This window comes from Shewanella metallivivens, assembly GCF_028750675.1.
Classification (GTDB): domain Bacteria; phylum Pseudomonadota; class Gammaproteobacteria; order Enterobacterales; family Shewanellaceae; genus Shewanella; species Shewanella metallivivens.
Window position 1 is genome coordinate 83328 of sequence record NZ_JAQQPZ010000015.1, and the last position, 26290, is coordinate 109617.

At 43.4% G+C, this 26290-nt stretch carries 28 protein-coding genes; 9 read left to right on the top strand and 19 right to left on the bottom strand.

Translation table 11 applies throughout. The features are described 5' to 3' along the window. The 11 genes from PQR79_RS18525 to rraA all read right to left on the bottom strand — a co-directional run bounded on the left by PQR79_RS18525 (window position 1) and on the right by rraA (window position 9870). Window positions 1-1920 (bottom strand): sensor domain-containing diguanylate cyclase, encoded by a 1920-nt coding sequence (locus tag PQR79_RS18525; RefSeq protein WP_274408610.1) that lies wholly within the window; start codon window positions 1918-1920, stop codon window positions 1-3. Next, the gene (locus PQR79_RS18530) at window positions 1920-2735 is read right to left on the bottom strand and encodes a TatD family hydrolase (RefSeq protein WP_238103053.1); all 816 of its coding nucleotides are present in this window, start codon (window positions 2733-2735) and stop codon (window positions 1920-1922) included. The genes PQR79_RS18525 and PQR79_RS18530 overlap by 1 nt, the downstream gene beginning before the upstream one ends. Before the next feature lie 19 nt (window positions 2736-2754). Beyond that, window positions 2755-3324 carry a hypothetical protein gene (locus PQR79_RS18535; protein WP_238103052.1) on the bottom strand — a complete coding sequence of 190 codons (570 nt, stop codon included), beginning with the start codon at window positions 3322-3324 and terminating at the stop codon, window positions 2755-2757. Window positions 3325-3433: 109 nt separating this feature from the next. Further along, window positions 3434-4189, bottom strand: coding sequence for a twin-arginine translocase subunit TatC (gene tatC / locus PQR79_RS18540; protein ID WP_238103051.1), 756 nt, complete (start codon window positions 4187-4189; stop codon window positions 3434-3436). Between the two features lie 3 nt (window positions 4190-4192). After that, window positions 4193-4606, bottom strand: a complete 414-nt coding sequence (gene tatB / locus PQR79_RS18545; RefSeq protein WP_238103050.1) for a Sec-independent protein translocase protein TatB — start codon at window positions 4604-4606, stop codon at window positions 4193-4195. A gap of 6 nt (window positions 4607-4612) precedes the next feature. Continuing rightward, on the bottom strand, window positions 4613-4858 hold the full coding sequence (tatA, locus tag PQR79_RS18550; protein WP_238103049.1) for a Sec-independent protein translocase subunit TatA: 246 nt from the start codon (window positions 4856-4858) through the stop codon (window positions 4613-4615). Window positions 4859-4968: 110 nt separating this feature from the next. Beyond that, window positions 4969-6618, bottom strand: coding sequence for a ubiquinone biosynthesis regulatory protein kinase UbiB (ubiB, locus tag PQR79_RS18555; RefSeq protein WP_238103048.1), 1650 nt, complete (start codon window positions 6616-6618; stop codon window positions 4969-4971). Then, a complete protein-coding gene (locus PQR79_RS18560; RefSeq protein ID WP_238103047.1) occupies window positions 6615-7235 on the bottom strand; it encodes a ubiquinone biosynthesis accessory factor UbiJ in 621 nt (206 codons plus the stop codon). Before PQR79_RS18560 ends, ubiB begins: the two co-directional genes overlap by 4 nt. Continuing rightward, the gene (gene ubiE, locus PQR79_RS18565) at window positions 7235-7990 is read right to left on the bottom strand and encodes a bifunctional demethylmenaquinone methyltransferase/2-methoxy-6-polyprenyl-1,4-benzoquinol methylase UbiE (RefSeq protein ID WP_188957331.1); all 756 of its coding nucleotides are present in this window, start codon (window positions 7988-7990) and stop codon (window positions 7235-7237) included. Before ubiE ends, PQR79_RS18560 begins: the two co-directional genes overlap by 1 nt. Window positions 7991-8243: 253 nt before the next feature. Continuing rightward, window positions 8244-9272, bottom strand: coding sequence for a formimidoylglutamase (locus PQR79_RS18570; RefSeq protein WP_238103046.1), 1029 nt, complete (start codon window positions 9270-9272; stop codon window positions 8244-8246). A 112-nt stretch (window positions 9273-9384) separates the two neighbouring features. Then, window positions 9385-9870 (bottom strand): ribonuclease E activity regulator RraA, encoded by a 486-nt coding sequence (rraA, locus tag PQR79_RS18575; RefSeq protein ID WP_238103045.1) that lies wholly within the window; start codon window positions 9868-9870, stop codon window positions 9385-9387. A gap of 384 nt (window positions 9871-10254) precedes the next feature. On the opposite strand from rraA, the gene PQR79_RS18580 reads away from it, so the two are divergent. The 3 genes from PQR79_RS18580 (at window position 10255) to PQR79_RS18590 (ending at window position 12359) form a co-directional block, all read left to right on the top strand. Continuing rightward, the gene (locus PQR79_RS18580; protein WP_238103043.1) at window positions 10255-10503 is read left to right on the top strand and encodes a YgjV family protein; all 249 of its coding nucleotides are present in this window, start codon (window positions 10255-10257) and stop codon (window positions 10501-10503) included. A gap of 234 nt (window positions 10504-10737) precedes the next feature. Then, window positions 10738-11253 (top strand): phosphatase PAP2 family protein, encoded by a 516-nt coding sequence (locus PQR79_RS18585; RefSeq protein WP_238103041.1) that lies wholly within the window; start codon window positions 10738-10740, stop codon window positions 11251-11253. A 56-nt stretch (window positions 11254-11309) separates the two neighbouring features. After that, window positions 11310-12359 (top strand): MJ1255/VC2487 family glycosyltransferase, encoded by a 1050-nt coding sequence (locus PQR79_RS18590; protein ID WP_238103039.1) that lies wholly within the window; start codon window positions 11310-11312, stop codon window positions 12357-12359. Between the two features lie 71 nt (window positions 12360-12430). Here the strand turns inward: PQR79_RS18590 and rsd are convergent, their stop codons facing one another. Further along, complete coding sequence (gene rsd, locus PQR79_RS18595) at window positions 12431-12898, bottom strand: sigma D regulator (protein WP_238103037.1); 468 nt, start codon at window positions 12896-12898, stop codon at window positions 12431-12433. 452 nt (window positions 12899-13350) lie between these two features. Here rsd and hemE point away from each other — a divergent pair, with 452 nt between their 5' ends. The 4 genes from hemE (at window position 13351) to PQR79_RS18615 (ending at window position 16430) form a co-directional block, all read left to right on the top strand. Further along, on the top strand, window positions 13351-14415 hold the full coding sequence (hemE, locus tag PQR79_RS18600; protein ID WP_238103036.1) for a uroporphyrinogen decarboxylase: 1065 nt from the start codon (window positions 13351-13353) through the stop codon (window positions 14413-14415). A gap of 410 nt (window positions 14416-14825) precedes the next feature. After that, complete coding sequence (locus PQR79_RS18605) at window positions 14826-15014, top strand: YgaP family membrane protein (protein ID WP_274408612.1); 189 nt, start codon at window positions 14826-14828, stop codon at window positions 15012-15014. A gap of 186 nt (window positions 15015-15200) precedes the next feature. Next, the gene (locus PQR79_RS18610; RefSeq protein ID WP_238103092.1) at window positions 15201-15803 is read left to right on the top strand and encodes a class I SAM-dependent methyltransferase; all 603 of its coding nucleotides are present in this window, start codon (window positions 15201-15203) and stop codon (window positions 15801-15803) included. Between the two features lie 189 nt (window positions 15804-15992). Next, window positions 15993-16430, top strand: coding sequence for an energy transducer TonB (locus tag PQR79_RS18615; RefSeq protein WP_238103035.1), 438 nt, complete (start codon window positions 15993-15995; stop codon window positions 16428-16430). 170 nt (window positions 16431-16600) lie between these two features. Here PQR79_RS18615 and PQR79_RS18620 read toward each other — a convergent pair whose 3' ends face one another. The 4 genes from PQR79_RS18620 to PQR79_RS18635 all read right to left on the bottom strand — a co-directional run bounded on the left by PQR79_RS18620 (window position 16601) and on the right by PQR79_RS18635 (window position 20308). Then, entirely contained in the window at window positions 16601-18058 is a 1458-nt protein-coding gene (locus tag PQR79_RS18620; protein WP_238103034.1) for a sensor histidine kinase, read from the bottom strand. Next, the gene (locus PQR79_RS18625; RefSeq protein WP_238103033.1) at window positions 18058-18792 is read right to left on the bottom strand and encodes a response regulator transcription factor; all 735 of its coding nucleotides are present in this window, start codon (window positions 18790-18792) and stop codon (window positions 18058-18060) included. The genes PQR79_RS18620 and PQR79_RS18625 overlap by 1 nt, the downstream gene beginning before the upstream one ends. A gap of 83 nt (window positions 18793-18875) precedes the next feature. Beyond that, on the bottom strand, window positions 18876-19595 hold the full coding sequence (locus PQR79_RS18630; RefSeq protein ID WP_238103032.1) for a spondin domain-containing protein: 720 nt from the start codon (window positions 19593-19595) through the stop codon (window positions 18876-18878). An 11-nt stretch (window positions 19596-19606) separates the two neighbouring features. Continuing rightward, on the bottom strand, window positions 19607-20308 hold the full coding sequence (locus PQR79_RS18635; protein WP_238103031.1) for a spondin domain-containing protein: 702 nt from the start codon (window positions 20306-20308) through the stop codon (window positions 19607-19609). Window positions 20309-20452: 144 nt separating this feature from the next. On the opposite strand from PQR79_RS18635, the gene PQR79_RS18640 reads away from it, so the two are divergent. Together PQR79_RS18640 and PQR79_RS18645 are read left to right on the top strand one after the other, a co-directional pair. Then, a complete protein-coding gene (locus PQR79_RS18640) occupies window positions 20453-21004 on the top strand; it encodes a GNAT family N-acetyltransferase (RefSeq protein ID WP_238103091.1) in 552 nt (183 codons plus the stop codon). A 31-nt stretch (window positions 21005-21035) separates the two neighbouring features. Beyond that, window positions 21036-22376, top strand: a complete 1341-nt coding sequence (locus PQR79_RS18645; RefSeq protein WP_238103030.1) for an NAD(P)/FAD-dependent oxidoreductase — start codon at window positions 21036-21038, stop codon at window positions 22374-22376. Between the two features lie 33 nt (window positions 22377-22409). On the opposite strand, the gene nhaC is transcribed toward PQR79_RS18645, so the two are convergent. The 3 genes from nhaC to purD form a co-directional block, all read right to left on the bottom strand. Further along, window positions 22410-23909, bottom strand: a complete 1500-nt coding sequence (gene nhaC, locus PQR79_RS18650; RefSeq protein WP_238103029.1) for a Na+/H+ antiporter NhaC — start codon at window positions 23907-23909, stop codon at window positions 22410-22412. A 479-nt stretch (window positions 23910-24388) separates the two neighbouring features. Further along, on the bottom strand, window positions 24389-24613 hold the full coding sequence (locus PQR79_RS18655; protein ID WP_238103028.1) for a hypothetical protein: 225 nt from the start codon (window positions 24611-24613) through the stop codon (window positions 24389-24391). Window positions 24614-24941: 328 nt separating this feature from the next. Then, entirely contained in the window at window positions 24942-26243 is a 1302-nt protein-coding gene (purD, locus tag PQR79_RS18660) for a phosphoribosylamine--glycine ligase (RefSeq protein ID WP_238103027.1), read from the bottom strand. Between the last annotated feature and the right edge of the window lie 47 nt (window positions 26244-26290).

Here is a 26290-nt window from a genome sequence, read left to right on the forward strand (position 1 = left end):
TTAAATCTGGTCTGCTTTGAGGGTGTAATAACACACTTTGTTTCGGCCACTGCGTTTTGCTTGATACAGGGCTTTATCTGCTTGCTCGAGTAATAACATGGGGTGCTCATCGCTGTCGATAATATCTGCACTCACACCAATACTTACCGTTAACGGTATATGATTATCGTTATGTACTATATTTGATTCGCTAATTGCTTGGCGGATCTGTTCGGCAACTTGTTGGGCACCTTCCGCTTCGGTACTTGGCAGGATGATAGCAAACTCTTCACCACCAAAACGTGATACGAGATCGGTTGGGCGCTTTAAATATTCATTCAATATTTTAGCAATCATTTTAATGGTGTAGTCACCAGTAAGATGGCCAAATTTATCATTAATGTCTTTAAATTTGTCGATATCTACCATCAAAAGTGCCATTGGTGTTTGCTGACGACGGCTAATGCGCCCCTCAGCAAGGAGGCGACGGTCGAAGGCATTACGATTTTTTACCCCAGTGAGACTGTCAATGGTATTTTGCTCAGTCAGTTTTTGGTTTGCTTCGTTAAGTTCTCTTAGCGTGATTTCTAGCTCTAACGTGCGCTCTTGGACCATTTGTTCGAGTTTTTCACTGTTTTCTGACTCAGCGAGCAATGCTTGTTCGCGAGTTTCTCTGATGCGTTGTGCCTGCTCCAGTGCTTGTTGCTGAATTTTAAACTTGGCTTTACGCTCATCGTTGTAACGTAATGCGAGCACGCCCGCCATAATGATCACCTCACAAGTTAGCCCTATCATGGTGGGGACGTGAGGTGCGATATTAAGCTTTAACAAGCCGAGATACAGTAAGCCAGTCATGATGCAACCCACCAATAAGGCAATTCTGCCTATGGCGTATAAAGTGGCATTGCGTTGACCGACAAACGCCTGAATAAGTGAAAATGTCACTAAGATGGTACTAATGGTTAATACGACAAAGACTAAGATATAAATCGCTGAGCTATAAGGCATAAATGGCATTACAGCGGCAAGCGAAAATGCCATGAAAGCCATTACTCGGCAAATACGCAGCATTTTGAGATTATGGTATTTAAGCTGTAACACTTTTTCGGTAAACATTAAGGAAAACCCCAATGTTAATGGAATGACAAAGGTAAAGATGTATTGCTGCATTATGGGCCAATTAGGCCATAAATAACGAAATGAAACACCATGTATGCTGGCTGTAAGTAAGGTTAGCCCTAGCACATAGCCGCTATAATAACTGTAGCTGAACGACAATGAAGCAAAGGCGATAAATAAACTGAATAGGCTAATCGCAATTAATAATCCAATTTGCAAACCAATATATAAGTTTTTGGTTTCAGTTATTTGAGTTAAATCATTTGGTGACCATAACACCATCGGTGTATTAACACTGCCTAGGCTGTCTATTTTGATATAAAACTTGTGAGTATCACCGGGTTGTAAATCAATAGGATATAAAAAAATATTACTTTGCAGCGGGCGGTGAGTGAAGGGAAGTGAGTCACCCATTTTTTCAGCGCCAATTAATTCACCATTAATAAAGTGATAAATCACAATACTGTCGAGTAGTGGATTATCTAAAGCGATAATCCGTGTGAGGTAATCATCGGGGTTATAAATACTGAATGTCAGCCAGTAATTACTTACACCTATTTGATTTGGCTTATCATTGGGTAATTTCTTCCAGGTGTTTGCAGGTTGCTCTAACAGTTTGGTGAGCTGGCTGATATCTTTACTATTATTTATATAAACCCAGTCTTTTAAATCAATTTTAGTAATTGAATCAGAGGTTAACCTTAAAGGCACCGTTTGTATTGCGTTTGCCCAACAGAGTTGGCTCAACAGTAATAAACATAAGCCCAATATAAGGGTTAAGCTGCTTTTTAATGATAAACCTGCACCGTTAAGCCTCTTCATTAATCGTCAACCATCAGTGGGGGGACGTTCAACCCAAAAAACTCACTGCTATTTCGATAACAATGTTGCGCCAGTTCATTAGGTGTTTGTTGGCGTAGAGCCGCCATACACTCAACAATATAAGGTAAATATTGCGGCAGATTTTTACTCGACTTAGGCTTAGGGCGCATGCTGCGAGGTAATAAATAGGGGCTGTCAGTTTCAGCCATTATGCGGTTGTTAGGAATAAGTGGTACTAACGTCGCGAGTTCTTGCCCACGACGCTCATCGCAAATCCAGCCAGTAATACCAATATATAAATCGGCATGTAAACAGGCTTCAAGTTCCTCTTTTGTGCCGGTAAAACAATGTAATAAGCCCTTAGGTAATGCGCTGCGATATTCATTCACAATGGCAATAAAGTCTTGATGGGCATCGCGACAGTGCATTAACACTGGCATATTGAGTTCACAAGCTAACGCTAATTGTTCGGCAAAGGCTTGTCGTTGAGCAGGCCGTGGAGAAAAATCACGATTATAGTCTAGGCCGCATTCACCAATGGCAACAACACTTGGCTGTGCTGTAAGTTGTCTAAGCGTATGGCGACTTTGGGGCTGCCAAGTTGATGCATGATGAGGGTGAACACCTGCGGTACTGAATAATTGCTGGGGATATTGTTGGCAAACAGCGCTGGCTTCAGCGCTTTCATCTAAATCGCTGCCAATAACGATTAGCGGCGAAACATGTTGTTTTGCCGCATCATGAATGATCGAATCTATGTCGTGTTTTAACCTTTCGCTAAGCAGGTTAACCGCGATATCGATGTATTGAGTCATAAGAATAAAATGGCCTAGGCTACTTTAATCGTTTCACTCGGGTGGTTGCATTACGCTCATCACTGCCCATTAAAAATGAGTTAAGTGCACCCGTTTCAATATAGATATCGTGACCTTTTTTGACTTTGTAGCGCTCTGCGTTTGTTTGCTTCCACACTTGACCATTATCTAAGGTCACAATGAGGGCACCGCCAGGTGCTTTAGAGACATCGGCAACAGTAAAATACAAGCGGTTGACTTCATCTTCGATGACTTTTTTCTGTAAACCAAAATCTTCAACACTTAGCTCAGGTGATGCTACTGCGGGAGCTGAAGCGGCAACAGGTGTTACAGGTTGAGAAGGTGTGCTGGCTACTGCCGGTGCAACAGGAGCCTGAGCAACAGCGACTACAGCGGGTGTTGTCGCTTTTATAGGGAGGCTTATATTCGCGCTTGGTTTAGCGTTTGCGGCGAGTTGGTCATAGCAACTCAGGCGCTCTTTGTTATTGGTTTTTTGGGCACAAAAAGAAAGTTGTTCGCCAAGTTGAGTGTTGGCCTGTGCGTTAACTGATATCAATAATATACCAGTGACAATTAAACTTAAGCGCATTGTTATTCCTTATTATTATTTATGACCTGCCTGTAGAACATTTAAGTTTACTTTTTATTGCAACGTTCAAAAGGCCTAACAAAAAAATGGCCAATTAAGGCCATTTTTATTAGCTATCAGCGTGCTCGTTTTCTGGCACGTCATCTTCATCTTCTTTTTTACTGTAAAAACGTGCCGCTATCAAGCCACCCTCAAACAATAACAGCATTGGTACGGCTAGCATAGTCTGAGAAATAATATCTGGGGGTGTTAATAGCATACCAATCACAAAGGCACCCACTACGATGTAAGGGCGCTTTTGGCGCAGCTCATCAGGGGTTGTTGCGCCTGCCCAGCATAACAGTACGACGGCTACCGGTATTTCAAAAGCTAATCCAAAAGCAAAAAAGAGCTTTAAAATAAAACTTAAGTAACTACTAATGTCTGTTGCAACTTGGACTCCTTCGGGAGCAACACTGGTAAAAAAACCAAACACAACAGGAAATACAATGTAGTAGGCAAATGCGATACCTAAATAAAATAACAAGGTGCTACTGGTTAATAGGGGCACAACCAAGCGTTTTTCATGCTTGTATAACCCTGGGGCTACAAATGACCATATTTGATAGAGCACATAAGGGATAGCAATAAAAAATGCTAACACCAGTGTTAGTTTAAAAGGGGCAAAAAACGGTGCGGCTACATCGGTTGCAATCATGCTGCCAGTTTCTGGGAGCGAGCGCATCAAAGGTAGTGCGATGTAGTGATAAATATCGTTTGCCCAATACACAATAGCAATGAATACAAGTAATACACTGCCAATAGCTTTGAGCAATTTATTCCGTAATTCAAGTAAATGGCTGATAAGCGGTTGCTGTTGCGACATGAATTATCCGTTAGATTTAGGAGGTGAACTGTTCTCAGTCGTTTTTTCGGCTGGTAGCTCCACTGTCGGGCTCGATGTTGATGCTGTCTCGGTGGCTGGCGTTTTAGGCGAATCGTCTTCAACTTTGTAAGGTCGGTTAACTGATTCAGCAGCTTGCTTTAACTGATCAATCGACTCTTTCAACTCAGGCGATAAATTGGCTAAACCTTTGCTTTCCGCTTTTTTTAAGTCAGCATGTAACTGCTCGATTTTAAGTTCTTGCTCGAGTTCATCTTTGACAGAGTTAGCCATGCGCTTGAGGGCGCGTATCCAACCTGTTACCGAACGTACCGCCACTGGTAATCTTTCGGGGCCGAGAACAACTAGCCCCAAAATACCAATCAGCAGCAGCTCCATAAAGCCGATACCGTCAAACATAATAAATTACGCCTGTTTATCTTTAGATTCAGGTTGCTTTTCAGCTGCCTGTTGCGAAGTCGCTGCAGTCTGGTCTTGGTTTGGTTCTTTGTCTTCTAGTGATTTCTTCTCTTCTTCAGATGACATGGCACTTTTGAAGCCTTTTACTGCTCCACCCAAATCACCGCCTAAAGAACGAAGTTTTTTAGTTCCAAATAATAAAATGACAATTAACGCAACAATTAGAAGCTGCCAAATACTGATGCCGCCCATGAAGATTATCCTCTATATGTAAATAATGGTTTATGCATAACGTGATGTTACAAGGTTACAATACCATCCAATTCTTTAAGTATTATGAACCTCTAATAAATTAGTGCTAGCTAAAATTTACGATTCTTTGGCCTAGATCGCCATCCGATTGCCCAAATCAACACACCAGCGCCAATACAGGTATATGCAGGCCATAGTGTAACGGTTTGTGAAATTAAAATTGTGCCACAGATCAATAATACCGCAGAGGTAATCAGTAGATAATTACTTTTGTGTGATTTCTGTTGGTAGCGCAAGTACTTATCTAACATTTGCTGTTGGGTACCAAGCAGCTTGCGGCCTAATTTTAAGTTGTCGTAAATGAGCTCTGGAAACTCAGGCAGTTTGTCTGCCCAAAATGGCGCGTTAGATTTTACTTTATTGAACATGGCTTTAGGGCCAACTTGCTCAGACATCCATTGTTCAAGAAAGGGTTTGGCCGTTTGCCATAAGTCTAATTGCGGATAAAGTTGACGACCTAAGCCTTCGATGTAAAGTAGGGTTTTTTCAAGTAATACCAGTTGTGGCTGCACAACGATGTCAAAATGGCGCGCGGTGCGGAACAGCTCTAATAACACATGGCCAAATGAAATCTCGTCTAATGGTTTATTAAACATGGGCTCACATACCACTTTTACAGCCTGTTCAAAAGCGATAATGTCGGTGTGCTCCGATACCCAACCCGATTCGATATACAGTTGGGCAATACGGTGGTAGTCGCGATTAAAAAAGGCTAAAAAGTTTTCTGCAAGGTAGCGTTTGTCGACCTCGGTTAAAGTCCCCATGATGCCGCAGTCTAGACCGATATAAAATGGGTCGTCAGGGTGTTCTCGGCTAATAAAAATGTTTCCAGGGTGCATGTCGGCATGGAAAAAATTATCACGAAAAACTTGAGTAAAAAACAGTTCTACGCCACGTTCTGCAAGCAATTTAAAGTTGGTGCCTTGGGCGCGTAGCGCTTCGGTGTCAGAGACAGGAATACCGTATATTCGTTCCATAACCATTAAGCGTTCATAGCTGTGTTCTTCATAGACAAAAGGCACGTAAAGCGCATTCGAATCGATAAAGTTATTGCGTAATCTTATGGCATTCAGCGCTTCAAGTTTTAAGTTTAGCTCACCTAAAATCGTGGTTTGATAATCTTCAATCACTTCCGCAGGACGTAAACGGTTACCTTCACCGAGTATGGTTTCAAGTAAGTTTGCCGTTTGGGTCATTAATTGTAAGTCGGCCAGTATTTGCTGTTCTACGTTAGGACGAAGTATCTTAAGTACCACGTCTTTGCCGTTAGATTTTAATACTGCGGTATGCACTTGCGAAATAGACGCAGAGGCTAATGGGCTGTCGTCAAAATCATCAAAATAGGTGTCGATAGGGGCGCCAAGTTCGGCTTCAATCGCTTCGCGAGCAAGGGCTGAATCAAACGGCGGCACTCTATCTTGCAACATGGCAAGTTGGTAAGCCCATTCGTCGTCGAGTAAATCTCGACGAGTTGACAGCATTTGACCGAGTTTAATGTAAACCGGCCCTAGGTCTTGCATGGCGAGTTTTAAGCGTTCAGCAGGAGATTTACGTTTATGCTTATTGCGGATCCAAAATAGGCTGTTGCGCAAAATGACAAAATACCAAGGCTTTTTGTGTCGAGGAATGAGGTCATCTAAGCCAAAATGCAGAATGGTTTTAATGACATGGTAACCACGCCTGATACTTGCAAATGTCATTGAATTATTTGCTCTCTTAATTTGGCTATTTTGGCTTCAATTTGTTCGGTTTGGCTCACTAGCTCTTCTAGATTATCACGAAAGTGAATGATCTCAATTTTGTGCGGTGCCAGTCGGTATTCTTCGGTGGTAAGCTGACTAATATGTGCCCGTGATTTAAGCATCACCTCTTTAATGTCTTGGCCTAGTTGCTTAGCGCCTGTGACTAACTTGTGGGTTGGCGCGTCGCCGAGATAACGTGATAAGGGTTCGGCAAAATCGAAATGAATATGCTGTAGGTAATGGCTCAGCGTTTGTAGAATCTGAATATCGCCTTCTAAACTGAGTTTATCTTGTTTAATCAACTCCGTTAAATTGGCGCCTTCGGTTAACTGGTACAACGTCGAGGCATCAGCATTCACAGTAACTGCCACCTCACCTTCGTAATGACTCATCACTTGTATTTGCTTGGCAAACACTAAGTATATAGGCCAGCTAAGTTGACTTAGCTGAATGCAAATCACTTTGCCATGCAATGATTTCTGCTTGGCATAATCATCTTTAGCTTGTGGCGGTAATCGATTAAAACCGGTTTCGATTGCCGCACAAACTAATAAAGCAAACTGATTGACGGCCATTAAAACTTATAACCTTTGTGTAATGCGACAACACCATCGGTCATGTTGGTGTAATCAACCTGTTCAAAACCGGCATCTACCATCATTTGTTTTAAGGTTTCTTGATCAGGATGCATGCGAATTGACTCGGCGAGGTATTCGTAGCTGTCGGCATCTTTAGTGATAAGCTCACCCATTTTTGGCAACACTTTAAAGCTATACATGTCGTACACTTTGCGCATAAGTTCATGCTTTGGCGTTGAGAACTCAAGTACCAACAACTTGCCACCCGGTTTTAATACACGTTGCATTGAGCGTAACGCGGCATCTTTATCGGTAACATTACGTAAGCCAAATGCAATGGTAATAATGTCGAAGTGATTATCAGGAAACGGCAATGCTTCAGCGTTTGCTTGTACATAACTGACGTTATTAACAATGCCTTTGTCACGCAGTTTAGTGCGGCCAACTTTAAGCATAGAATCATTGATATCAGCCAGTACTACCTGGCCGCGATCACCGACTAAATGTGAAAACTTAGCCGTTAAGTCGCCTGTGCCGCCAGCTAAATCTAGCACTTTCATTCCTGGGCGCGCTGCCGCAGTTTCGATCGTATGACGCTTCCAAAAGCGGTGAATACCGAAAGACATCACGTCATTCATAATGTCGTACTTCGCGGCCACTGAGTGAAACACATCGGCAACTAAGTCCGCTTTTTTATCTGCTTCAACGGTTTTATATCCAAAATGCGTGTTCTTTGGTTCGCCCTCAGACATCGGTATATTCCTATAATGTGCGATAATTAAGTGCGAGTGTAAGTCATTGCGAATGATTGCTGAAACACTGTGGTGCTAGAGTGTGACAACAATCAATTAGTTGTCTAGTCAGCTACGTTGGGTAATTCACATCATCTTGAACGCCACAATGAACTCGCGTCGATTAACCTTGATAAAAATGCCCATCAGAGGCTAAAAAATTGTTCTGCATTAGAGCATAAAATTAGCCTTTAATGAATAGCTTTAGTGGATTCTAATTCAGCCTAGCTAATCGTCCCTGAATATAAGCATAAATTAACTCGCTCAGTCCTTGGCCAACGTCACGCATCCCCGCAGTCACCCCCGCGTGATGACATGACGGGGCAGCTTCTGCAAAGTGAACGTAAGTGCATGGGCAATGCTTGGCAATATAATGCACATATTGGCAGGCATCGAGAAGCGGAATACCGGCAAATGTGGCCGCGCTACTGGGCATATTGGCAATGGCGTCAACGTCGAGCTCTAAGGCAACCGGTAATTGGGTTTGATTTAGTGCTGTGGCAATGTGTTTTAATGCAGCGTCGAGCTGCAATTCTCTGCGCACCCAAATTTGTTGAAAACTGTGCCATGTTGCACCAAACAAACTCAATTGTTCTAATGTTGATTCGCTATTTTTAAGTTCGTGTAGACCCAAAATATGGTAATGGTCTAACGCGCCATTGGCTGCTGCGTAGCTAAATCCATTGCCACTATGGCGACCTTCTCTGGGTCTAAAATCGGAATGAGGATCTAGGTTAACCGCGGCGACGGGTAGACCTGTGAAGGCTTTAATGGCCATTAATAATCCGTAAGCATTATTGTGACCACCGCCGATGACAATGGGTTCTAACCCGGCTTTTAATAGATGGCATGTGGCATCAATAACAAGTTGGTCAAGTTCGGCCGTGGCTTGGCGAAGTTCATCTACGCTGCTGACAGAGTCTGGCTGTGTGGCCAAGCTTATTTGGCCGAGAATGGCACATTGATTACCGTTTAAAAAACGATTCGATTGTAAATTTAAAAATTGAGCCATGCAGGCGTGAAAGGATTCGCTTGCGCCACCACGACCTAAATTTGCTCGTGGGCCTACATCTTCAGCAATGGCTATGATGGCAAATCGTGCACCGGCATTGGCTGCAAGTTGGGCGTTTTCAGCTAAGGTCTGTTGCGGGTTAGCCAATAAGACTTGTTGGCCCAATTTAGTTTCATTGGCTCTGATGCTCAGTAAAGCATCACAATGCTGTTGGGTAAACGCAGTAAACATTATTGTGTACCTCACATTGGCTGAATATTGACATAAAAAAACCAGCATAGCTGGTTTTTAGAAATCGTGTTGCCCTAGATTATGCAAGGGCGTTGTCGTTGAACATGAGTTATTATTCAATATCTAATGGTTCTGGCGACAAAATGACTCCGGTATTGTCAGCGTAAATATGATCACCTGGTAAGAAGGTTACGCCGCCAAAGTTAACTGGAATTTCGACTTCACCAACGCCATTGCCTTCAGCACCAACAGGAATAGATGCAATGGCTTGAATCCCAATGTCGAGCTCTTCAAGGGTATCGACATCGCGAACAGAACCATAAACAATAATACCTTCCCAGTTGTTTGCAACGGCAAGTTCAGCAATTTTAGCGTCAACTAAGGCGCGTCTTAATGAACCGCCGCCATCGACTAACAGCACCTTACCTTCACCATCATCTTCTAAAGCATCAGCAATCAGGCCGTAGTCTTCAAAGCATTTAATGGTACTGATTGAGCCACCGAAGGAGCTGCAACCACCATAGTTACTGAACATAGGTTCGACGACATCAACTACATCTATATACATGTCGCAGAGTTCTGAGGTGTTGTATTCCATATTTAACTCCTGTTGGGCAGCAATGGTAAATTGCTGGGTAAAGCAAAGATAAATGAATTATATGAGCTTTTTGTGAAAATAAAAGCCTTATCAATCACCAGATTGCTGTAAATCAACTTATTGCAAAAACACGCTAATTTAATCGATTGGCCTAAATACAGAACAAGGATCAAATTTGGAAGTAATTTTCTTTCAAATTTAGCAGTTTAGCCGATATATGTTGATTTAGGTCATTCTAATACGTTTTTTAATTACAACTTTGAACGTCATTTTGTTAACATAACACTCAGATTTTTAATGTTAGTTTACAATTAATACTAGCTTTAGGGGCATGGATCCCCCGTTACGCTTACGGAAGGTAGAGAGCCTGAAATAGAGGTTCTTATGGAAAATATCAATTTTATTGAAGTCTTAGGTTATGCAGCATCGGTTATGGTTGCTATTTCGTTGATGATGAAAGACATCATTTTACTAAGATGTTTAAATTTTCTTGGTTGTTCTTTCTTTGTTGCTTACGGGTATTCAATCGATGCATGGCCTGTGGCTGGAATGAACGCATTTGTTGCTTGTATCAATGTGTATCACTTAGTGAAAATTTATCGCAACAGATCGTTACAAGCACAAACAGCTTAAGTCGGATTTAGCATTTTTAGCACGCTCGCTAAGTCGATAACAAAAACCTCTCAAGCTTATGTTTGAGAGGTTTTTTTGTTAAAGAGTCCATTATCAATATCATTTTTCATTGTCATAAAACTGTAGACTCACTGTCACCTCGTGTTCATTCCTACTCTCTATTATTTAGCTTGTTAACAAATAGATAACTTTGCTCGGGTTGAAGATGTCCCAGCGTTTGGCATGGAGTCAAGCATGAAGATGAATATCAGTGAGTTGGATAAATATTGCTTTTATTGGATAGTGCAATTTAGTCGTGACAACCACTTAAGTCCTGCGGCTAAACGAATGTCGGCAACAGGCGACGGTCATTACTATGCCTATTTGTCAGTAGCGTTACTTTTTCTTCACCCCCATGGGCAATCATTTTTTAATTTAATGCTGGGCAGCTTTACTGTCGAATTTCCGTTGTATTTACTGCTTAAAAATGGCATTCGTCGCCACCGTCCTTGCTATGCATTAGCAGGGTTTGACTCTGGTTTTGAACCCTCTGATAAGTTTAGTTTACCCTCAGGACATACCGCTGGAGCTTTTGTGTTTGCTAGTGTGGTAAATGTGGTATTTCCATCGTTGGCGCCCATTGCCTTTGCTTGGGCCTGTTTTGTGGGCGCATCTCGTATTGCCCTTGGCGTGCATTATCCATTAGATATTCTGGCTGGGGCGGGTTTAGGTGTGGGGTCCGTCATACTGGTTGAGCAACTAATGCTGTAATTTTCATTACATCATCATTGTTTAAGTGATTAAGCCGTTGAGGAAATAAAGCTATTATGAAAATTCTGTACGGGGTCCAAGGTACTGGCAATGGGCATATTAGCCGTGCGCGGGTGATGGCTAAAGCGTTAGGAAAGGGCAACATTGACGTAGATTTTATTTTTTCGGGACGAGCGCCTGAGCAATATTTTGATATGCAATGTTTTGGTGATTACCAAACGCGTAATGGCATGACCTTTATTAGCGAGAATGGCCGCGTAAATGTCGCTAAAACAGCAAAACAAAATTTAATGGCGAATATATTTTCAGAAATTAAGCAGTTAGATTTAAGTCGCTATGACCTTGTGCTCAATGACTTTGAGCCAGTTAGTGCATGGGCTGCGCGACAGCAAAACGTGCCATCGATTGCGATTAGCCATCAAGCTGCATTGCAATACCCTGTACCTAAACAGGGCACAAATTGGTTTAATGAGTTACTACTCAATCGTTTTGCGCCCGTTGATATTGCCCTAGGGTGTCATTGGCATCATTTTGGTTTTCCTATTTTGCCGCCTTTTGTCGAAGTGTCTGCCAGTTGTGGGGATCATAGTCATCAAATTTTAGTCTACCTTCCTTTTGAAGATGCCGACCGAATCGCTGAGTTTTTAGCGCCGTTCGATCAATATCAATTTTTTGTTTATCACAGCATAAAGCCCATAAAAGGCATGGCGGAGCACATACAATGGCATGGTTTTAATCGTGAAGGCTTTAAACAACATATGTCGCAATGTGGTGGAGTGATTGGTAATGCAGGATTTGAACTCGCCAGTGAAGCAATGACCCTAGGTAAAAAGCTACTTGTTAAACCACTATTAGGCCAATTTGAGCAACAGGCAAATGTGGCGGCATTGCAATTACTGGCAGCGGCGGAGAGCATGATACAGCTAGATTCGGCCATATTGAAACGTTGGTTAAAGTCTCCTTCTCCAAAGCCTATTGCTTATCCGCAAGTGGGTGATGCGTTAGTTGATTGGTTAAAAATGGGTGATTGGCATCACTCAGAGCGCTTATGCCAAGACTTATGGTCGCAAGTGGAGTTGCCTGATAATTGGTATAAAAAGCAATAGACGCTTTATGGGTAAAGCGCAATAAAGTGTGATTTATTGCGTGTTTACGGTGGTGTGTTTTTAAACCCAGATTAAGAATGACGATTATGCAACACTTCTAATAACTGATCTTCTAATTCAAAACGAGCTTCCATAGATTGTGCTAATTTCGATAAATCACTATCAAGTTGATACAGAATATCTTCGTCGACAGCCTCTGTGTACTTGTCGTTAAAATCGAGAGCTGCATCGGTACTTTCGCTTATTTGAGGTAATAATGCTTTCGCGGTATCGATACTTGATTCACCAAATTTTTCGCAGGCTTTCACAACGTTGTTGTATACCTCAAAATGGCCTTCCGAGACATAGTCGACTAATTGATCGCAAAAGTCTTTCACTTGTTCAAGTGTTGGCAACGACTTTTCTGCTCGAGAATAAGGCGCAAGACCAGCGACAATAAAATATTGTATCAATAATTTTCGGCGGTGATTAAGCCACTGATCGACTAACTTATTGGCGCCGCCCCAGCGTTTCTCTGCTTTTTCTAATTTTGTTAGCATGTGTATTCTCTAATCAGCAACCTTTCTATAACAACTAATGTATTGGACAAAGTGTATTGTGATCAACTGTTTTATTTATATTTTCAGGACCAACCAGCTAAGAACGCTGAAAAAGAGAATGGCAAATGATAGACAATAAAAAACCCCGTGAAGGCAGGCCATCACGGGGTAACGAAGTTTTCAAAGGCTCGATTTTTCGGGCTTCTTGATTGTTCTTGCTAGCGCACACTTTTTATACCAAACGACTTATCACGACGCAACTCTTAATCAGTTAATTTGCGATTTACACATCAATATTGTGTGTTTTGTGAGCAATAAAGCGAGTGTGTTAAAAAATTAACCATTAGATTTAGGAATAGCTCACATAAATCTCGCTTGAGTGGTTACATTAATCGCGTAAGTGCTAAACTAGCGCCCAGCAGAAATCATAACAGTCTAGGAAGAAAGCCCACATGGCAGAATTAAAAAATGATCGTTATTTACGTGCGTTGTTAAAGCAGCCAGTTGATGTCACTCCCGTATGGATGATGCGTCAAGCAGGCCGTTATTTACCTGAATACAAAGCAACTCGAGCTCAGGCTGGCGACTTTATGTCGTTATGTCGTAACGCTGAATTAGCTTGCGAAGTGACGTTACAGCCTTTGCGTCGTTATGATTTAGATGCTGCGATTTTATTCTCAGATATTTTGACTGTACCCGATGCGATGGGGCTAGGCCTGTACTTTGAAGCAGGTGAAGGTCCACGTTTTGAACGTCCAACAGATACCATTGATGCCATCAAAAAACTGAGCATCCCAGATCCAGAAGACGAGTTAGGTTACGTAATGCGTGCAGTGAGCACCATTCGTCGTGAACTTAACGGTGCAGTACCATTAATTGGCTTTTCAGGTTCACCTTGGACGCTAGCCACTTACATGGTTGAAGGCGGTTCAAGCAAAACGTTCGAAAAAATCAAACGTATGGCGTATGCAGAACCTGCTGCATTGCACATGTTATTAGATAAGTTAGCAGACTCTGTGGTGTTATATCTTAACGCTCAGGTGGCTAACGGCGCACAATCGTTAATGATATTCGACTCATGGGGTGGCGCATTATCGCACCACGCTTACCGCGAATTCTCATTACGTTATATGCAAAAAATTGTTGATGGCTTAACCCGTTTTGCTGATGGCCGTAAAGTGCCTGTTACCTTGTTCACTAAAGGCGGCGGATTATGGTTAGAGTCTATGGCTGAAACAGGCTGTGATGCTTTAGGTTTAGATTGGACTGTTGATATCGGTGATGCACGTCGTCGCGTAGGTCATAAAGTGGCTCTACAGGGCAACATGGACCCATCAATGTTGTATGCTACGCCAGAGCGTATTCATCAAGAAGTTGACCAAATTCTAGCGAGTTATGGTGAAGGTACCGGCCATGTATTTAACTTAGGCCATGGTATTCATCAACATGTTGATCCTGAGCATGCTGGTTCATTTATCAACTCTGTGCATGAGTTATCTAAGCAATACCACAAGTAATCACAGGTATTGGTTAATGAAAGCGAGCCTTCGGGTTCGCTTTTTTGTTTTATTATTGCCTAACTGCTAACGAGTTACCTCCCGCATTATTCCTCTCTGCCTATTCGTTTTATCTTTGAACTTTTTCTGTTATCCAATGGCTAATATAGACGCTATAACCTGCAATCAGAATGTCACTCTTGAAAGTTAATTTTTTGCTGTTTTTTTAAGTCATAAAGGCATATTGTTAATATATAGGTGTACAAAAAACATGCAGGCATTAATAGTGCTAACCCAATATTAAGAATGAAAAAAACACAAAATGACTTTAGTGATTCATTCGTGGTAGTTGATTCAATTTTTGAGGTTAGCAACTAAAGATTCTGTTATTGGTTTTCATTTTGCCAACCCTGAAGTAAGTGGAGGTTTATATGAAATGTAACATAGGTAAAATCGATCGGATGATAAGGATATTTCTTGGAGCATGCATCATTGCTGTTGGCTTTTACAATCAGTCTTGGTGGGGTGTAGTTGGGATTATTCCCCTATTTACCGCTGCGTTTGGCTGGTGCCCGGCATATGTGCCGTTTGGCATATCAACGTGCAAAACCACGGACTAAACTTAATGCTTTAAAACATTATAGTGAGGCATCCCTTAATACCATATATGGTATTAAGGGATGGTTTGTGCCTTCATAGCTAACCATTGATGTGTCGGGTGCACACAGGGTGACTTTGAGCGTAATATTTAGTGGCTGTTGAAGCGAGGTCTTAAATGGCTCAAGTAGAGGAGTGTTGGAGTGCAAATGTGGGATCAAAGGTATAACGAACAAGGTTTTGTATATGGTGTTGAGCCTAATGATTTTTTAAAATCTGAATGTTCTCGTATACCAAAAGGTGGTCGAGTGCTGTGTTTAGCTGAAGGTGAAGGTCGAAATGCGGTGTTTTTGGCTAAACAAGGCTATAAGGTGACTGCCGTTGATCAATCTTCCGTCGGCCTTAAAAAAGCACAAGCCTTTGCTGTAGAGTGCGGTGTAGAAATTACAACTGTGGTTGCGGATTTAAGCCACTATGATTTAGGGAAAAACGTTTGGGATGGCATCGTCTCAATCTCTGCACATGTTCCCCCTTCATTACGTAAAGATCTCCACCAGCAAGCGGTAAATGCACTCAAAACTAACGGTATATTTATTTTAGAAGCCTATACAGAACGCCATATTTATATGACGGGCATAGGCGGACCGCCTCCATCGAGCAAAGAATTATTTATGTCTTTGGAAGCACTAGAAACCGAGCTTAAAGGGCTCGAATTTTTGGTTGGCATTGAAGTAGAAAGGCACATCTCTGAGGGTAAATATCATCAAGGAGACAGTGCAGTGGTGCAAATCGTGAGCTGCAAAACGGCTTAAATCAACCCAGCGGTGGAGGCCAAAATTCATACTTATAACTGTCGGATGTATTACCTTCGTTATACCCATTTACTGAGAACAATCAATTGTACATTTAAGAAACAATCACTTATAGTTTTATGCAGTTTAAATAAAGCACAGTAATTACAGTATCTGCTGTGATGAAAGCATAATACTAGGGAGAGTAAAATGCGATTATTAGTCTTGGCCGTACTATTAAGTGTGGTGGTTTCGCATCCTAGCGAAGCGAAAAGAATGAATATTTACGGTGAAACCCTCGTCACAGACATTACCCCTGAAAGCGGTGCAATGTGGACGCGCGTTAACCATCAAGCGCCATTGTATCCAATTGAACTTGCTAAGGCACGAATGGCTGGCTGTACAGTATTGTCATTTGATGTTGTTGAATCTGGTAAAGCAGAAAATATTCAAACCGTCATTTCAATACCCCATACTAAGATTAGTCGACACGCAAAAAGTATTGTGAGTCAGTGGCAATGGCAAACAGATCAAACACCAACCGCGAAAGAAAGCCACACTGTTCGTCTCGACTTTTGTTTAGGGCTAGAATCGACTGAGAAGACTCAGCAAGCTTGTGCAAAACAAGTACAACTCCCATGTGAGTAATTCTATGACTTGCAGTCGTATTTGATTTTTAGAACAAATAGAAATTAATCATCATGGATGTATTTGCGCGTGTTGGTGAGAAGATACCATTCTCACCAACCAAGCAGACCCTCTCTAAGGCATTTCTATCTTGCTTCTCTCTGTAATCGCAACAAACTCAATCTCAACATTTAGCCTTGACTCACCAACTCTATCTTAAACTCACTTCCCACACCTGGTTGGCTGTCGATTTCAATTTTGCACTTTAATAAGCCCAATAGTTGCCTGACGATGGCGAGTCCGACGCCAAGTTGCGGCAGGCTTTGATTCGGTTCAAATGACAGTGAAGTCATCGACAATTGTTTCAGAGCGTCAACTTCATGTTTGTGCATGCCGGCGCCGGTGTCGCGCACGGTTAACCATTGTTGGCCATTGTGTTGTGTGTTGATAATTTGAATTTTTCCACCAGCAGGTGTGTAGCGTAGTGCGTTATCGACTAAGTTGTTGAGGATGCGGCGCATTAATGTGGGGTCGGTATAGATTTGTTCTGCATGATTAATGTCAAAATCAAGTTGAACGCCGAGCTTTTTAGCACGCGGGGTAAAGGTTTGTTCAATGTCGCTGAGCAGCTCAGTTAAATTAACCTGTTGCAGTTGCGCATCGATTTGGCCGTTTTCTAATGCGGCTAATTCCAATAACTGGGCGAGCAATTGCTGTAATGTTTGGCCTGAGTTGGCTGCATATTGGATCAGCGCCTCGTCGCGTTCATGGTCAGGTAAAATAAGCCAGGTATCGATATAACCTAAAAGCGCGGTAAGCGGGGTTTTTAAGTCATGCGACAAATGCAATAAAAAGTCGTGTTTAGCTTGTTGTTGGCGCTTAACTTGCTGTTGTTGCAACTGGATTTCTTGCAGCAGGTGATTAATATGATGGCTCAGTTGGCTTATCTCTAAACTGCCTCGATAACGCTGCGGCAGCATTAGGTTGTCCGACATTGGGTTATTTTTAAGCTCAGTTAAGTCTTGGGCTAGCTTTTGGATCGGCCGGGTAAAATAGCGCAATAAAATCACAAACAGCACTAGGGCAAAAATGATCCAAAAACCTATTGTTGCTCCCCAAATTTTAGGTTGGTTTTCGGCATTGATAAGCGCTTGCCAGCTGTCGTAATCTTCACCACCAATGATGACGTACAAATAGCCACTGTGAAGCCCTTCTGGTGTTACCAGTTTACTGACAGAAAATATCTTGTGGGTGTCTTCGCTGCGCGGATCGGTGCCAAGCACTGGCAGGTTTTCGCCGGCTAAAAACTGTTGAATAATATGAGTATCCACGCGGTGGTTTTTAATTTTTTCGTCTTTGGCATCATAGGCAATCACTTTGCCATTTGGGTCTAGGGTATAAATTTCAAAGCTTGGGCCTAGCAACATAAAGTCATGAAAGGCTTCTTTAAGTGCCGCGTCAGAGGTAATCCCTTGAGACAATAACGGGTTAATGTGAGCCATGTGTTCGGCCAGCTCACGGTGCAGTGATTGTTGTATTTGGTTGCGGCTAAACTCATGGTTAAGTTGTAGCCATTGCCATAAGGCAACAAATAACAGTAATACAACTAGGGTTGCGGCTAAAAATAATCGGTTAAATAAGCGATTCATTAGTGGGTTTGCACCTCTGGTGGTGAAAATTTATAGCCTACGCCCCACACTGTTTTGACTAAGTCGTGTTCGGGTGAGCATTGCGATAGCTTATTGCGTAATCGATTGATATGGCTGTTTACTGTGTGCTCGTAACCGTCGTAGTTGTAACCCCATACCGCCTCCAATAACTGCATCCGGCTGAAGACTTGCTGCGGATGTTTGGCTAAAAACAGCAGTAAATCAAACTCGCGGGCGGTGAGGGTCAGTGCTTTGTTGAACGCTTTGACTTCGCGGGTGCTAGAGTTAATGGTGACACTATTAAATTCAATTTGTTGGGTTTGTTCTTGTTGGGCTTTACCACGCCTTAATAACGCTTTTACTCGTGCGCGCAGTTCTAACACACTAAAGGGTTTTACGAGGTAATCGTCAGCTCCAGCTTCAAGGCCTAATACTACGTCAGCCTCTGAATCTTTAGCAGTTAATAGCATGAGCGGAACTTCCTTACCGGCTTGGCGTAATTGCTCACACAGCATAATGCCGTCACCATCGGGGAGCATGCGGTCTAATAAAATTAAATCGAGCTTTTTATGTTCAATAATCTGCATGGCTTGCTTTAATGTGGTGGCGTGATCAACTTGGTAGTTGAGCGCTTTGAGGTTAAGCATGACCAATTTAGCCAGGTCTTGTTCATCTTCTACCAGTAAAATATGTTGTGGGCAGGCATGGCCGTTATGTTTAGTGGTTCCATTCATGTTGAGTTCCTCAAAGCAAATCCAGTCGTTGCATTAACAACTAGACCTGCTTTGAGGAGAATAAATTTCAGCTTGGTTGAAATTTATTCCGTTCTGGTGATGGTGACGCCGAATACTGGGTTATCAAAACGGTGTGATGCATCCAGTACTGAGTCATCTAAACCGTCATACATTGAAATTACCCCAGGATGAATATGGACAAAGTCGACATCATCACGCGCGGCGTTATATCCTTCGCCGCCATCGGCTGGCCCTGGAATGGTGCCTTTGGCTTCGGTGTTTGCCTCGGTGCCCGCATCATACGCCATAAACTTCATTGAGCTGGAGGCGTCGACTTGCATACCGGCAATGTTATAACTGTTTACACCGGTAAATGCATCGTTAGTGTTCACTAGCATGGTCGCTAGGCTAATGCTGGCAACGTCTGTTTCATCTAACGTGATGGTGAGGGTTTCACTTGCGCCGGGCATTAATAAACCTGCACCGTTAACGCTGCTAGTCAGCACATCTAATGCCGCGATATCAGCGGTGTCACCACCTTCGGCCATTTTTTCTATGGCTTCACTTGCCATTTCACCCGCGTTCCACAGCATGGCATCGCTAGCATGAGCCGCTAAAATCACCGGAGACATGGGTTGGTTCGCGGTGAGGTTAATGACGGTAACCGTGAAGGTTTGCATCACTGGTGCTGGTGGCGTCTCGTCAACAGTGTCATTATCATCATCGCCACACGCGGTTAGTAAGGTGGCTGCTGCCAACATGGCCAGTAAACTGGGCTTTAATGTAAAATCAGTGGGTTTCATGGGCTACCTCCTTATTTTACTGTTACCACAACTTTGGCAACAGGGTTCAACCAGCGGTGTACGCGGCTGTCTAGGTCACTCATGCCACCAGCAGGATCTGTGTCACCCAATACACCAGGGTGAGTATGAACGTTAGCGTTTTCGCTGCTGTCCATTACGCCTGTGCCATTGGTTCCGCCATCTCCACTAGGTGCTGCAGGTATACCCGGTGCACCTGACATACCGCCACCATTAATAATTTCATCATTGGCTTCGGTGCCGGCATCATAGGCATTAAGGTACACAGTATAAGTGCCCGCTTCAGTTGGAATTTCCCAGCCGTCTAGCCCAATAAAGGCGTCGTTGGTTGGTAGTACCATGGCCACAATCGATAGATGAGTGTTATCACCAGTATCAAGCATTACCTCGCTCACACTTGTACCCGCTGCCAGTAAGCCCATTGCTGGATTTGTGACGGTTACACCCGCATTACCGGTTACAGCAGCATCTAAATCGGCAATGTCTCCACCTTCAGCCATTTTTTGTAACGCGGCAGAGGCTTCGGTACCGACTTGAAATAAGTGGCTATCTGCATCGTGAGCGGCAATTAACAGTGGGGTAAAGTGATTTCCGTGAGTTAAATTGGTTACACTGACTTCAATGTCAGAAGCCAAAGTTGGAAGGCTAAATAATCCAGCAGCCATAAGACTTGCAGTCACTAATGTACGTTTCATAACCGAGCTCCTTTTGTTTAATTGCAATCAGTATGCAGCAGGAGTTTCACTAGGTTATTGCCAAATTATCACAAAAGTTTAACATCGTAGCTGGCTATATTGGCGTGTGCTAAAGTGTGCCTAAATAAACAAAAAAATAAGATTATGATCAGAGAACTAACCCACGCAGACTTTGATGCAGTGATTGCCCTAGGTGAAATAGTCCACGGCAGCGGCTATATGGATATTGCTGAACTAACTGCGATTTATCATAAAGGCATAAAGCACGGTATTAATGCCAATTTTGTCGCAATTGAAAACAATCAGCTAATTGGTTTTAGGTTGACCTATGCTGCAGGGCAATGGCCGCAAGATCAATGGTGCACAGTAGGCAAGTGGGGGGTTGCATTTGAGGACGTGTGTTATTTCAAATCAAATACCATTGCCGAATCTGCCCGTGGTAAAGGCCTTGGCGGACAATTATTAGCTGCATCCAAAGCGGCGGTTATTGCCCAAGGCGCTAAAGCGGGAGTGAGCCATTTGTGGCAACAAAGCCCTAATAATGCGGCGGTGCGCTATTTTACCAAAGCCGGAGGTGTGTTAATTGCCGAGCACCCACAACGCTGGCACCAGCGTTACATGGGCGAAGATTATATTTGCGTTATTTGTGATAACGACTGCCACTGCGTCGCTTGCGAAATGTTGTTAGTTTTTTAGCCTGATTCCCCTGATTAATAAGAAGAATAATATGTACGATCCGCTGGTAAATTCTCATCCTAACAATCAACCTTTTTCGCCAAGCTATTGGGCGACGACACAGGCATTGGGTGCTGCAACAGCGCCATTGTCGGGTCGGCAACATACCGATGTGGCGATTATTGGCGGCGGCTATACCGGGCTGTTAACTGCGTATTATTTGGCCAGTGAGTTTAATATTGACTGCCATGTGTTGGAGGCCAATCAAGTCGGGTTTGGTGCCAGCGCCCGTAATGCTGGTTTTGTATTAAAAGGCTCTGGTCGTTTAGGGTACGCAGCCATGACTAAACGCTGGGACTTAGCCACCACCAAAGGTATTTATAATGAATTTACCCAAGCGGTCGCGCGCGTTGATGGCTTAATTAAACAACACAATATTGCCTGTGAGCCACAAGAAGCGGGTTACTTAAAGGTGGCCCATAATGCTAAGGCATTAGTTACATTGCAAAATGCGGCCAAGTATATTCAACAGCACCTTGCAGATGACCAAGACAGTGGCGCTGAGTTTATTAATAGCGGCGATTTTAGAGCGCAATATTTAGATCATCATCAAGCTTATGGTGCCTTGCGTTTAAAAGATGGTTTTGGCCTTAACCCGCTTAAATTATTACTCGGTTATAAAGACATGCTTCATGCTCAAGGCGTGACGATATCTGAGCAATCGTGTGTGTTAGAGTGGATTGAAGAGGGCGCTAAGCATCGGCTGATGACTTCTAACGGTGAATTGATTGCCAATAAAGTGGTTATGGCGGGCAATGCGTATACCCCCAAACGATTTAATCAACGTATAGATGACAAATTTTTACCCATATTAAGCAATGTGATCGTAACCGAGCCGCTTACCGCGCAAGAGCTGGCACAAGCTGGTTTGCATACGCACCAGGTCACCATGGACACCCGTATTTTAAAATACTATTACCGCTTATTGCCCGACAACCGCTTACTGTTTGGTGGGCGCGGTGCGGTATGGGGTAAAGACGCGGCCAACCCTGTGTATGGCGAGCGTTTAAAAATGGCACTGAATAAGTGTTTTCCGAGTTTGTCGAGCAAAGCGATTGCCTATAACTGGACCGGCTGGATTGCCGCAGCAATGGACGATATGCCCCATGTGTATAGCAAAGGTGGCGTAGGGTACAGCTTAGGATATTGTGGTGCAGGAGTGTCGTTTAGTAGCCAAGCAGCGTACCGATTAGCACAAAGCATTGCGGGTGAAACCTTGCCTAATCTGCCTTTATACCAGCAACCGTTACCGACATTCCCCTTTACCCAAGCAAGGCGCCTTGGGCAATGGGGTTATTATCATTATGGTTGGTTAAAAGACCGCTTTGGTTAACTGTCTATGTTGCCTTGTATGTTGCTTCGTTGATTAACCGACAACTTCGCCAGTGCTTATTTTGGTTTCGTCCAACGGCTCGATTTTGACATTGAAATAGGCATAAGTGGCACTCACAAATGGACACACCAAGTTAAAGAAGGCGTATGGCAAGTAGGCAATGGTTGCCACGCCTAAGGTGCTGGCCATAAAGGCACCGCAGGTGTTCCATGGCACTAACGGGCTGGTGACGGTTGCCGAGTCTTCAAGTGAACGGCTTAAATTCACCGCAGCCAACTTACGGCGGGTGTATTCAATTTTTAGCATTCGCCCAGGCAGTACAATAGCAATGTATTGGTCGGCAGTAATGATATTTGCGCCAATACACACACCTATGGTGGTAATAATTAGGCTGCTGGTGCCGGTCACGACAGTGAGGATGCTTTCTAAGATGCGCCCAAGTAAACCGGTGACTTCCATTACACCACCAAATGCCATGGCGCATAAAATTAACCATACTGTGGTCACCATGCTGCTCATGCCGCCGCGGCTTAATAAACTGTCTAATACTTCATCGCCCGTGTTAGCCACATACCCGTCAAACATGGCAATCCATAAACCTTTAACTAACGCCACGATGGGCAGTAAGGTATCGTCGTGGACAAAAGCGATAACGTTATCAAATTGAAATAGTGCCGCGCATGCCGCCCCGGCTAACGTGCCTAATATAACCGTAGGAAATGCAGGCATTCTGCGATTAGCCAAATACAGCACCACTAATAATGGGATGAGTAAATGCAGCCCAGGGTGATAGGTTTTGTCTAATAGCGCTAGGGTGTCAGTCAGTTGGTTTTCAATTGGGGTGGCGTCTGCGGTTAAGCCTAAAAAGGTAAAGCCGATAAGGGCAATAATAATGCTGGGTACTGTGGTCCAGGTCATGTGGCGAATATGGCTAAAAATATCGGTACCAGCCACAGCAGGTGCAAGGTTGGTCGTGTCAGACATGGGCGACATTTTGTCGCCAAAATAGGCGCCACTGATTATGGCACCCGCAGTAATGTTCACATCTAATCCCATGGCTGAGGATATCCCCACTAATGCGATACCGAGCGTACCGGCAACGGTCCAGGAGCTGCCAATACTTAACGCTACTACCGCGCACAATAAACAACATGCGGTATAGAAATAATCGGGGTTCAGGATTTGCATGCCGTAGTAAATCATCGTGGGTACTGTGCCGGCTAAAATCCAGGTGCCAATGAGTGAGCCTACACTGAACAAAATTAACAGCGCGCCAGTGGCAACCCCGATACTTTTAACAATTCCGCGCTCCATTTGGTTCCAGCTGTAGCCATTTTTAAAGCCAATGACCATGGCGATGCACGCCGCTAACACCAATGCTATTTGGTTAGCACCTGATGAACTGTCAGATGAAAACAAATATACCGCAGCACCAAGCATAATAATGAGCGCGAAAACGGGAATAAGTGCATCGAGTAGGGTGGGTTGCTTGTGGTTGGAGGGCGACGGTTTTGAAGACGCGGCTTGAGACATACGATTTCCTTTATCATTATTATTATGACCAATATCTCATTCTTGTGAGTTGGCTGTTGCTATTTTAATCACTTGGTAACGAACCTGTAACAGTCACATCCTGACATAAAAATGCCTGTTAAGTCGAATATTGTTACTGTGAAAGGATGATTTGAATGAGCGGCATTAAAGTAAGATGGTGTGGCATTGTGCTTGATTAACCTCAACTCTGGTTAAGAGATGAATAAATAACCTTGATTCTACCAATAGCCCCATACGATACATTCAAACTTGAAATTTGCTTAGTTATCGGTGTAAAGCGCTGTTTGAAATGCATGTATTATCCAGAGTTGAGGTTGATTAGTTACATGGCTAGGTTAAGCGACAGGTTAAAAGCATAAATATTCACTAAGGGTATGTGGTGGGACCAGTGATACCCTTGCTAGAATGTCTAATTTGACTCAGTTAGATGAGCCATTTGAGTGCTCTATATAAATTAATTACTTGGGATTATTTAGGTGTTTCACGATGGCGGTTTCAGCATCCGCTTTATTGGGTTTACCTTTCGCAGGGGTAATGCCGGTCATCGCACTGTGGCCAGTCATATCTTCGGCAATATGTAACCAATCTGGATGCCAATAAAAAGTGGCTCCTGCTAATGTATTCCAGCCATGTACTCCTGATTTTTCACCTTTGTAGATAAGGTCTTCGATAGAATATGACATTATGTTCTCCAAGCATTATTAATGAGGTTGTTAGGGTCTGGTCATCGGATAGATAACCGTTTATTCAACTCGCTTTAGATTAGAATGCACCTCATACAACACGGCCTTTGTGATCTAGATCACACAAGGTGTAAGGTGAATGATTATTAACCTTTGGCGTTAATTGAAACATTAACCTTGCCGATCAGTCTTAAGATCATAATACCAGAGGGAGGGTTATTATTTGGTTCACATGGCATGTAAGAGCATTTGCGGTCGTAAAAATAAATACTCCCTGCGATGTTGCCATCGAAGGGAGTATTTTACGCTAACAATATAAGCGAATGGTTTACGCTTTGCCTTGCTCACGAGCAATGGCGCGGTAAGCAATATCGGTACGGAAGTAAACGTCATCCCAATGGATAGCATCTACTAATGCATAAGCTGCTTGTTGCGCTTCGGTGACGCTGTGACCTAGCGCGGTAGCACACAATACGCGGCCACCATTTGTGACCACATGGCCGTCTTTCATCTCGGTGCCAGCATGGAATACTTTGCCGTTGATATCACCAAGGGTTAAGCCGTCAATCACATCGCCTTTGTTGTAGGTATCAGGGTAACCACCTGCAGCCATCACTACACCGACTGCTGCGCGCGAGTCAAATTCTGCGGTGACCTTGTCTAATTCACCACGAGTGGCTGCCAGGCAAAGCTCAACAATGTCAGACTGTAAACGCATCATAATCGGCTGGGTTTCTGGGTCGCCAAAGCGGCAGTTGTATTCAAGCACTTTAGCGCTGCCATCAGGTGCAATCATTAAACCCGCGTATAAAAAGCCAGTGTAAACATTGCCTTCAGCCGCCATGCCATCAACGGTTGGGCGAATAACATTGGCAATCGTCCAGTCGTGTACGGCTTGAGTGACCACAGGCGCAGGTGAGTAAGCACCCATGCCGCCGGTATTAGGGCCTTGGTCGGCATTGTCGCGGGCTTTATGGTCCTGGCTGGTGGCCATAGCAAGAATGTTTTTGCCGTCAACCATTACGATAAAGCTGGCTTCTTCGCCTTTTAAAAATTCTTCAATAACAACACGAGAACCTGCATCGCCAAATTTATTACCGGCAAGCATGTCATCAATAGCGGCATCGGCCTGGGCTTGATCGGCAGCGATAATCACGCCTTTACCTGCAGCTAAACCGTCGGCTTTAATTACGACAGGGAAACCCGTTTTAGCGGTTAATGTAGCCGCGTAAGCTTTAGCGGGTGCAATCTCAGTGAAGTTTGAGTAGTCAGCCGTTGGAATGTTGTGACGGGCTAAAAAGTCTTTGGTGAAGGCTTTTGACGATTCGAGCTGTGCTGCGCCTTTTGTTGGGCCAAAAATAGGTAAACCGGCAGCATTAAAAGCATCGACAACGCCTAATGATAATGGCACTTCAGGGCCGACAATGGTTATCTCAATCTTGTTGTCTTGAGCAAACTTAACTAAATCAGCAATAGCTTCAACTTGAATGGCCACATTTTCTAATTTTGGCTCTAAAGAAGTTCCAGCATTACCGGGTGCAACAAACACTTTTGTGACTTGAGCAGACTGAGCCGCTTTCCAGGCTAAAGCATGTTCACGACCGCCACCGCCAATAATAAGTACCTGCATCTTTATTCACCTTTTTAATAAACTAAATAATATGATTCTTTAAACGA

Coding starts and splice junctions, on each gene's coding strand:
- PQR79_RS18530 (WP_238103053.1), bottom strand. CDS start 2,735: ATGACTCAATACATCGATATCGCGGTTAACCTGCTTAGCGAAAGGTTA.
- ubiB (WP_238103048.1), bottom strand. CDS start 6,618: ATGACATTTGCAAGTATCAGGCGTGGTTACCATGTCATTAAAACCATT.
- rsd (WP_238103037.1), bottom strand. CDS start 12,898: ATGCTAACAAAATTAGAAAAAGCAGAGAAACGCTGGGGCGGCGCCAAT.
- PQR79_RS18655 (WP_238103028.1), bottom strand. CDS start 24,613: ATGTCATATTCTATCGAAGACCTTATCTACAAAGGTGAAAAATCAGGA.
- nhaC (WP_238103029.1), bottom strand. CDS start 23,909: ATGTCTCAAGCCGCGTCTTCAAAACCGTCGCCCTCCAACCACAAGCAA.
- purD (WP_238103027.1), bottom strand. CDS start 26,243: ATGCAGGTACTTATTATTGGCGGTGGCGGTCGTGAACATGCTTTAGCC.
- PQR79_RS18580 (WP_238103043.1), top strand. CDS start 10,255: ATGGAAAATATCAATTTTATTGAAGTCTTAGGTTATGCAGCATCGGTT.
- PQR79_RS18620 (WP_238103034.1), bottom strand. CDS start 18,058: ATGAATCGCTTATTTAACCGATTATTTTTAGCCGCAACCCTAGTTGTA.
- rraA (WP_238103045.1), bottom strand. CDS start 9,870: ATGGAATACAACACCTCAGAACTCTGCGACATGTATATAGATGTAGTT.
- tatA (WP_238103049.1), bottom strand. CDS start 4,858: ATGGGCGGCATCAGTATTTGGCAGCTTCTAATTGTTGCGTTAATTGTC.
- PQR79_RS18585 (WP_238103041.1), top strand. CDS start 10,738: ATGAAGATGAATATCAGTGAGTTGGATAAATATTGCTTTTATTGGATA.
- PQR79_RS18615 (WP_238103035.1), top strand. CDS start 15,993: ATGCGATTATTAGTCTTGGCCGTACTATTAAGTGTGGTGGTTTCGCAT.
- PQR79_RS18535 (WP_238103052.1), bottom strand. CDS start 3,324: ATGCGCTTAAGTTTAATTGTCACTGGTATATTATTGATATCAGTTAAC.
- PQR79_RS18610 (WP_238103092.1), top strand. CDS start 15,201: ATGTGGGATCAAAGGTATAACGAACAAGGTTTTGTATATGGTGTTGAG.
- tatC (WP_238103051.1), bottom strand. CDS start 4,189: ATGTCGCAACAGCAACCGCTTATCAGCCATTTACTTGAATTACGGAAT.
- hemE (WP_238103036.1), top strand. CDS start 13,351: ATGGCAGAATTAAAAAATGATCGTTATTTACGTGCGTTGTTAAAGCAG.
- tatB (WP_238103050.1), bottom strand. CDS start 4,606: ATGTTTGACGGTATCGGCTTTATGGAGCTGCTGCTGATTGGTATTTTG.
- PQR79_RS18640 (WP_238103091.1), top strand. CDS start 20,453: ATGATCAGAGAACTAACCCACGCAGACTTTGATGCAGTGATTGCCCTA.
- ubiE (WP_188957331.1), bottom strand. CDS start 7,990: ATGTCTGAGGGCGAACCAAAGAACACGCATTTTGGATATAAAACCGTT.
- PQR79_RS18645 (WP_238103030.1), top strand. CDS start 21,036: ATGTACGATCCGCTGGTAAATTCTCATCCTAACAATCAACCTTTTTCG.
- PQR79_RS18625 (WP_238103033.1), bottom strand. CDS start 18,792: ATGAATGGAACCACTAAACATAACGGCCATGCCTGCCCACAACATATT.
- PQR79_RS18560 (WP_238103047.1), bottom strand. CDS start 7,235: ATGGCCGTCAATCAGTTTGCTTTATTAGTTTGTGCGGCAATCGAAACC.
- PQR79_RS18570 (WP_238103046.1), bottom strand. CDS start 9,272: ATGTTTACTGCGTTTACCCAACAGCATTGTGATGCTTTACTGAGCATC.
- PQR79_RS18590 (WP_238103039.1), top strand. CDS start 11,310: ATGAAAATTCTGTACGGGGTCCAAGGTACTGGCAATGGGCATATTAGC.
- PQR79_RS18525 (WP_274408610.1), bottom strand. CDS start 1,920: ATGAAGAGGCTTAACGGTGCAGGTTTATCATTAAAAAGCAGCTTAACC.
- PQR79_RS18605 (WP_274408612.1), top strand. CDS start 14,826: ATGAAATGTAACATAGGTAAAATCGATCGGATGATAAGGATATTTCTT.
- PQR79_RS18630 (WP_238103032.1), bottom strand. CDS start 19,595: ATGAAACCCACTGATTTTACATTAAAGCCCAGTTTACTGGCCATGTTG.
- PQR79_RS18635 (WP_238103031.1), bottom strand. CDS start 20,308: ATGAAACGTACATTAGTGACTGCAAGTCTTATGGCTGCTGGATTATTT.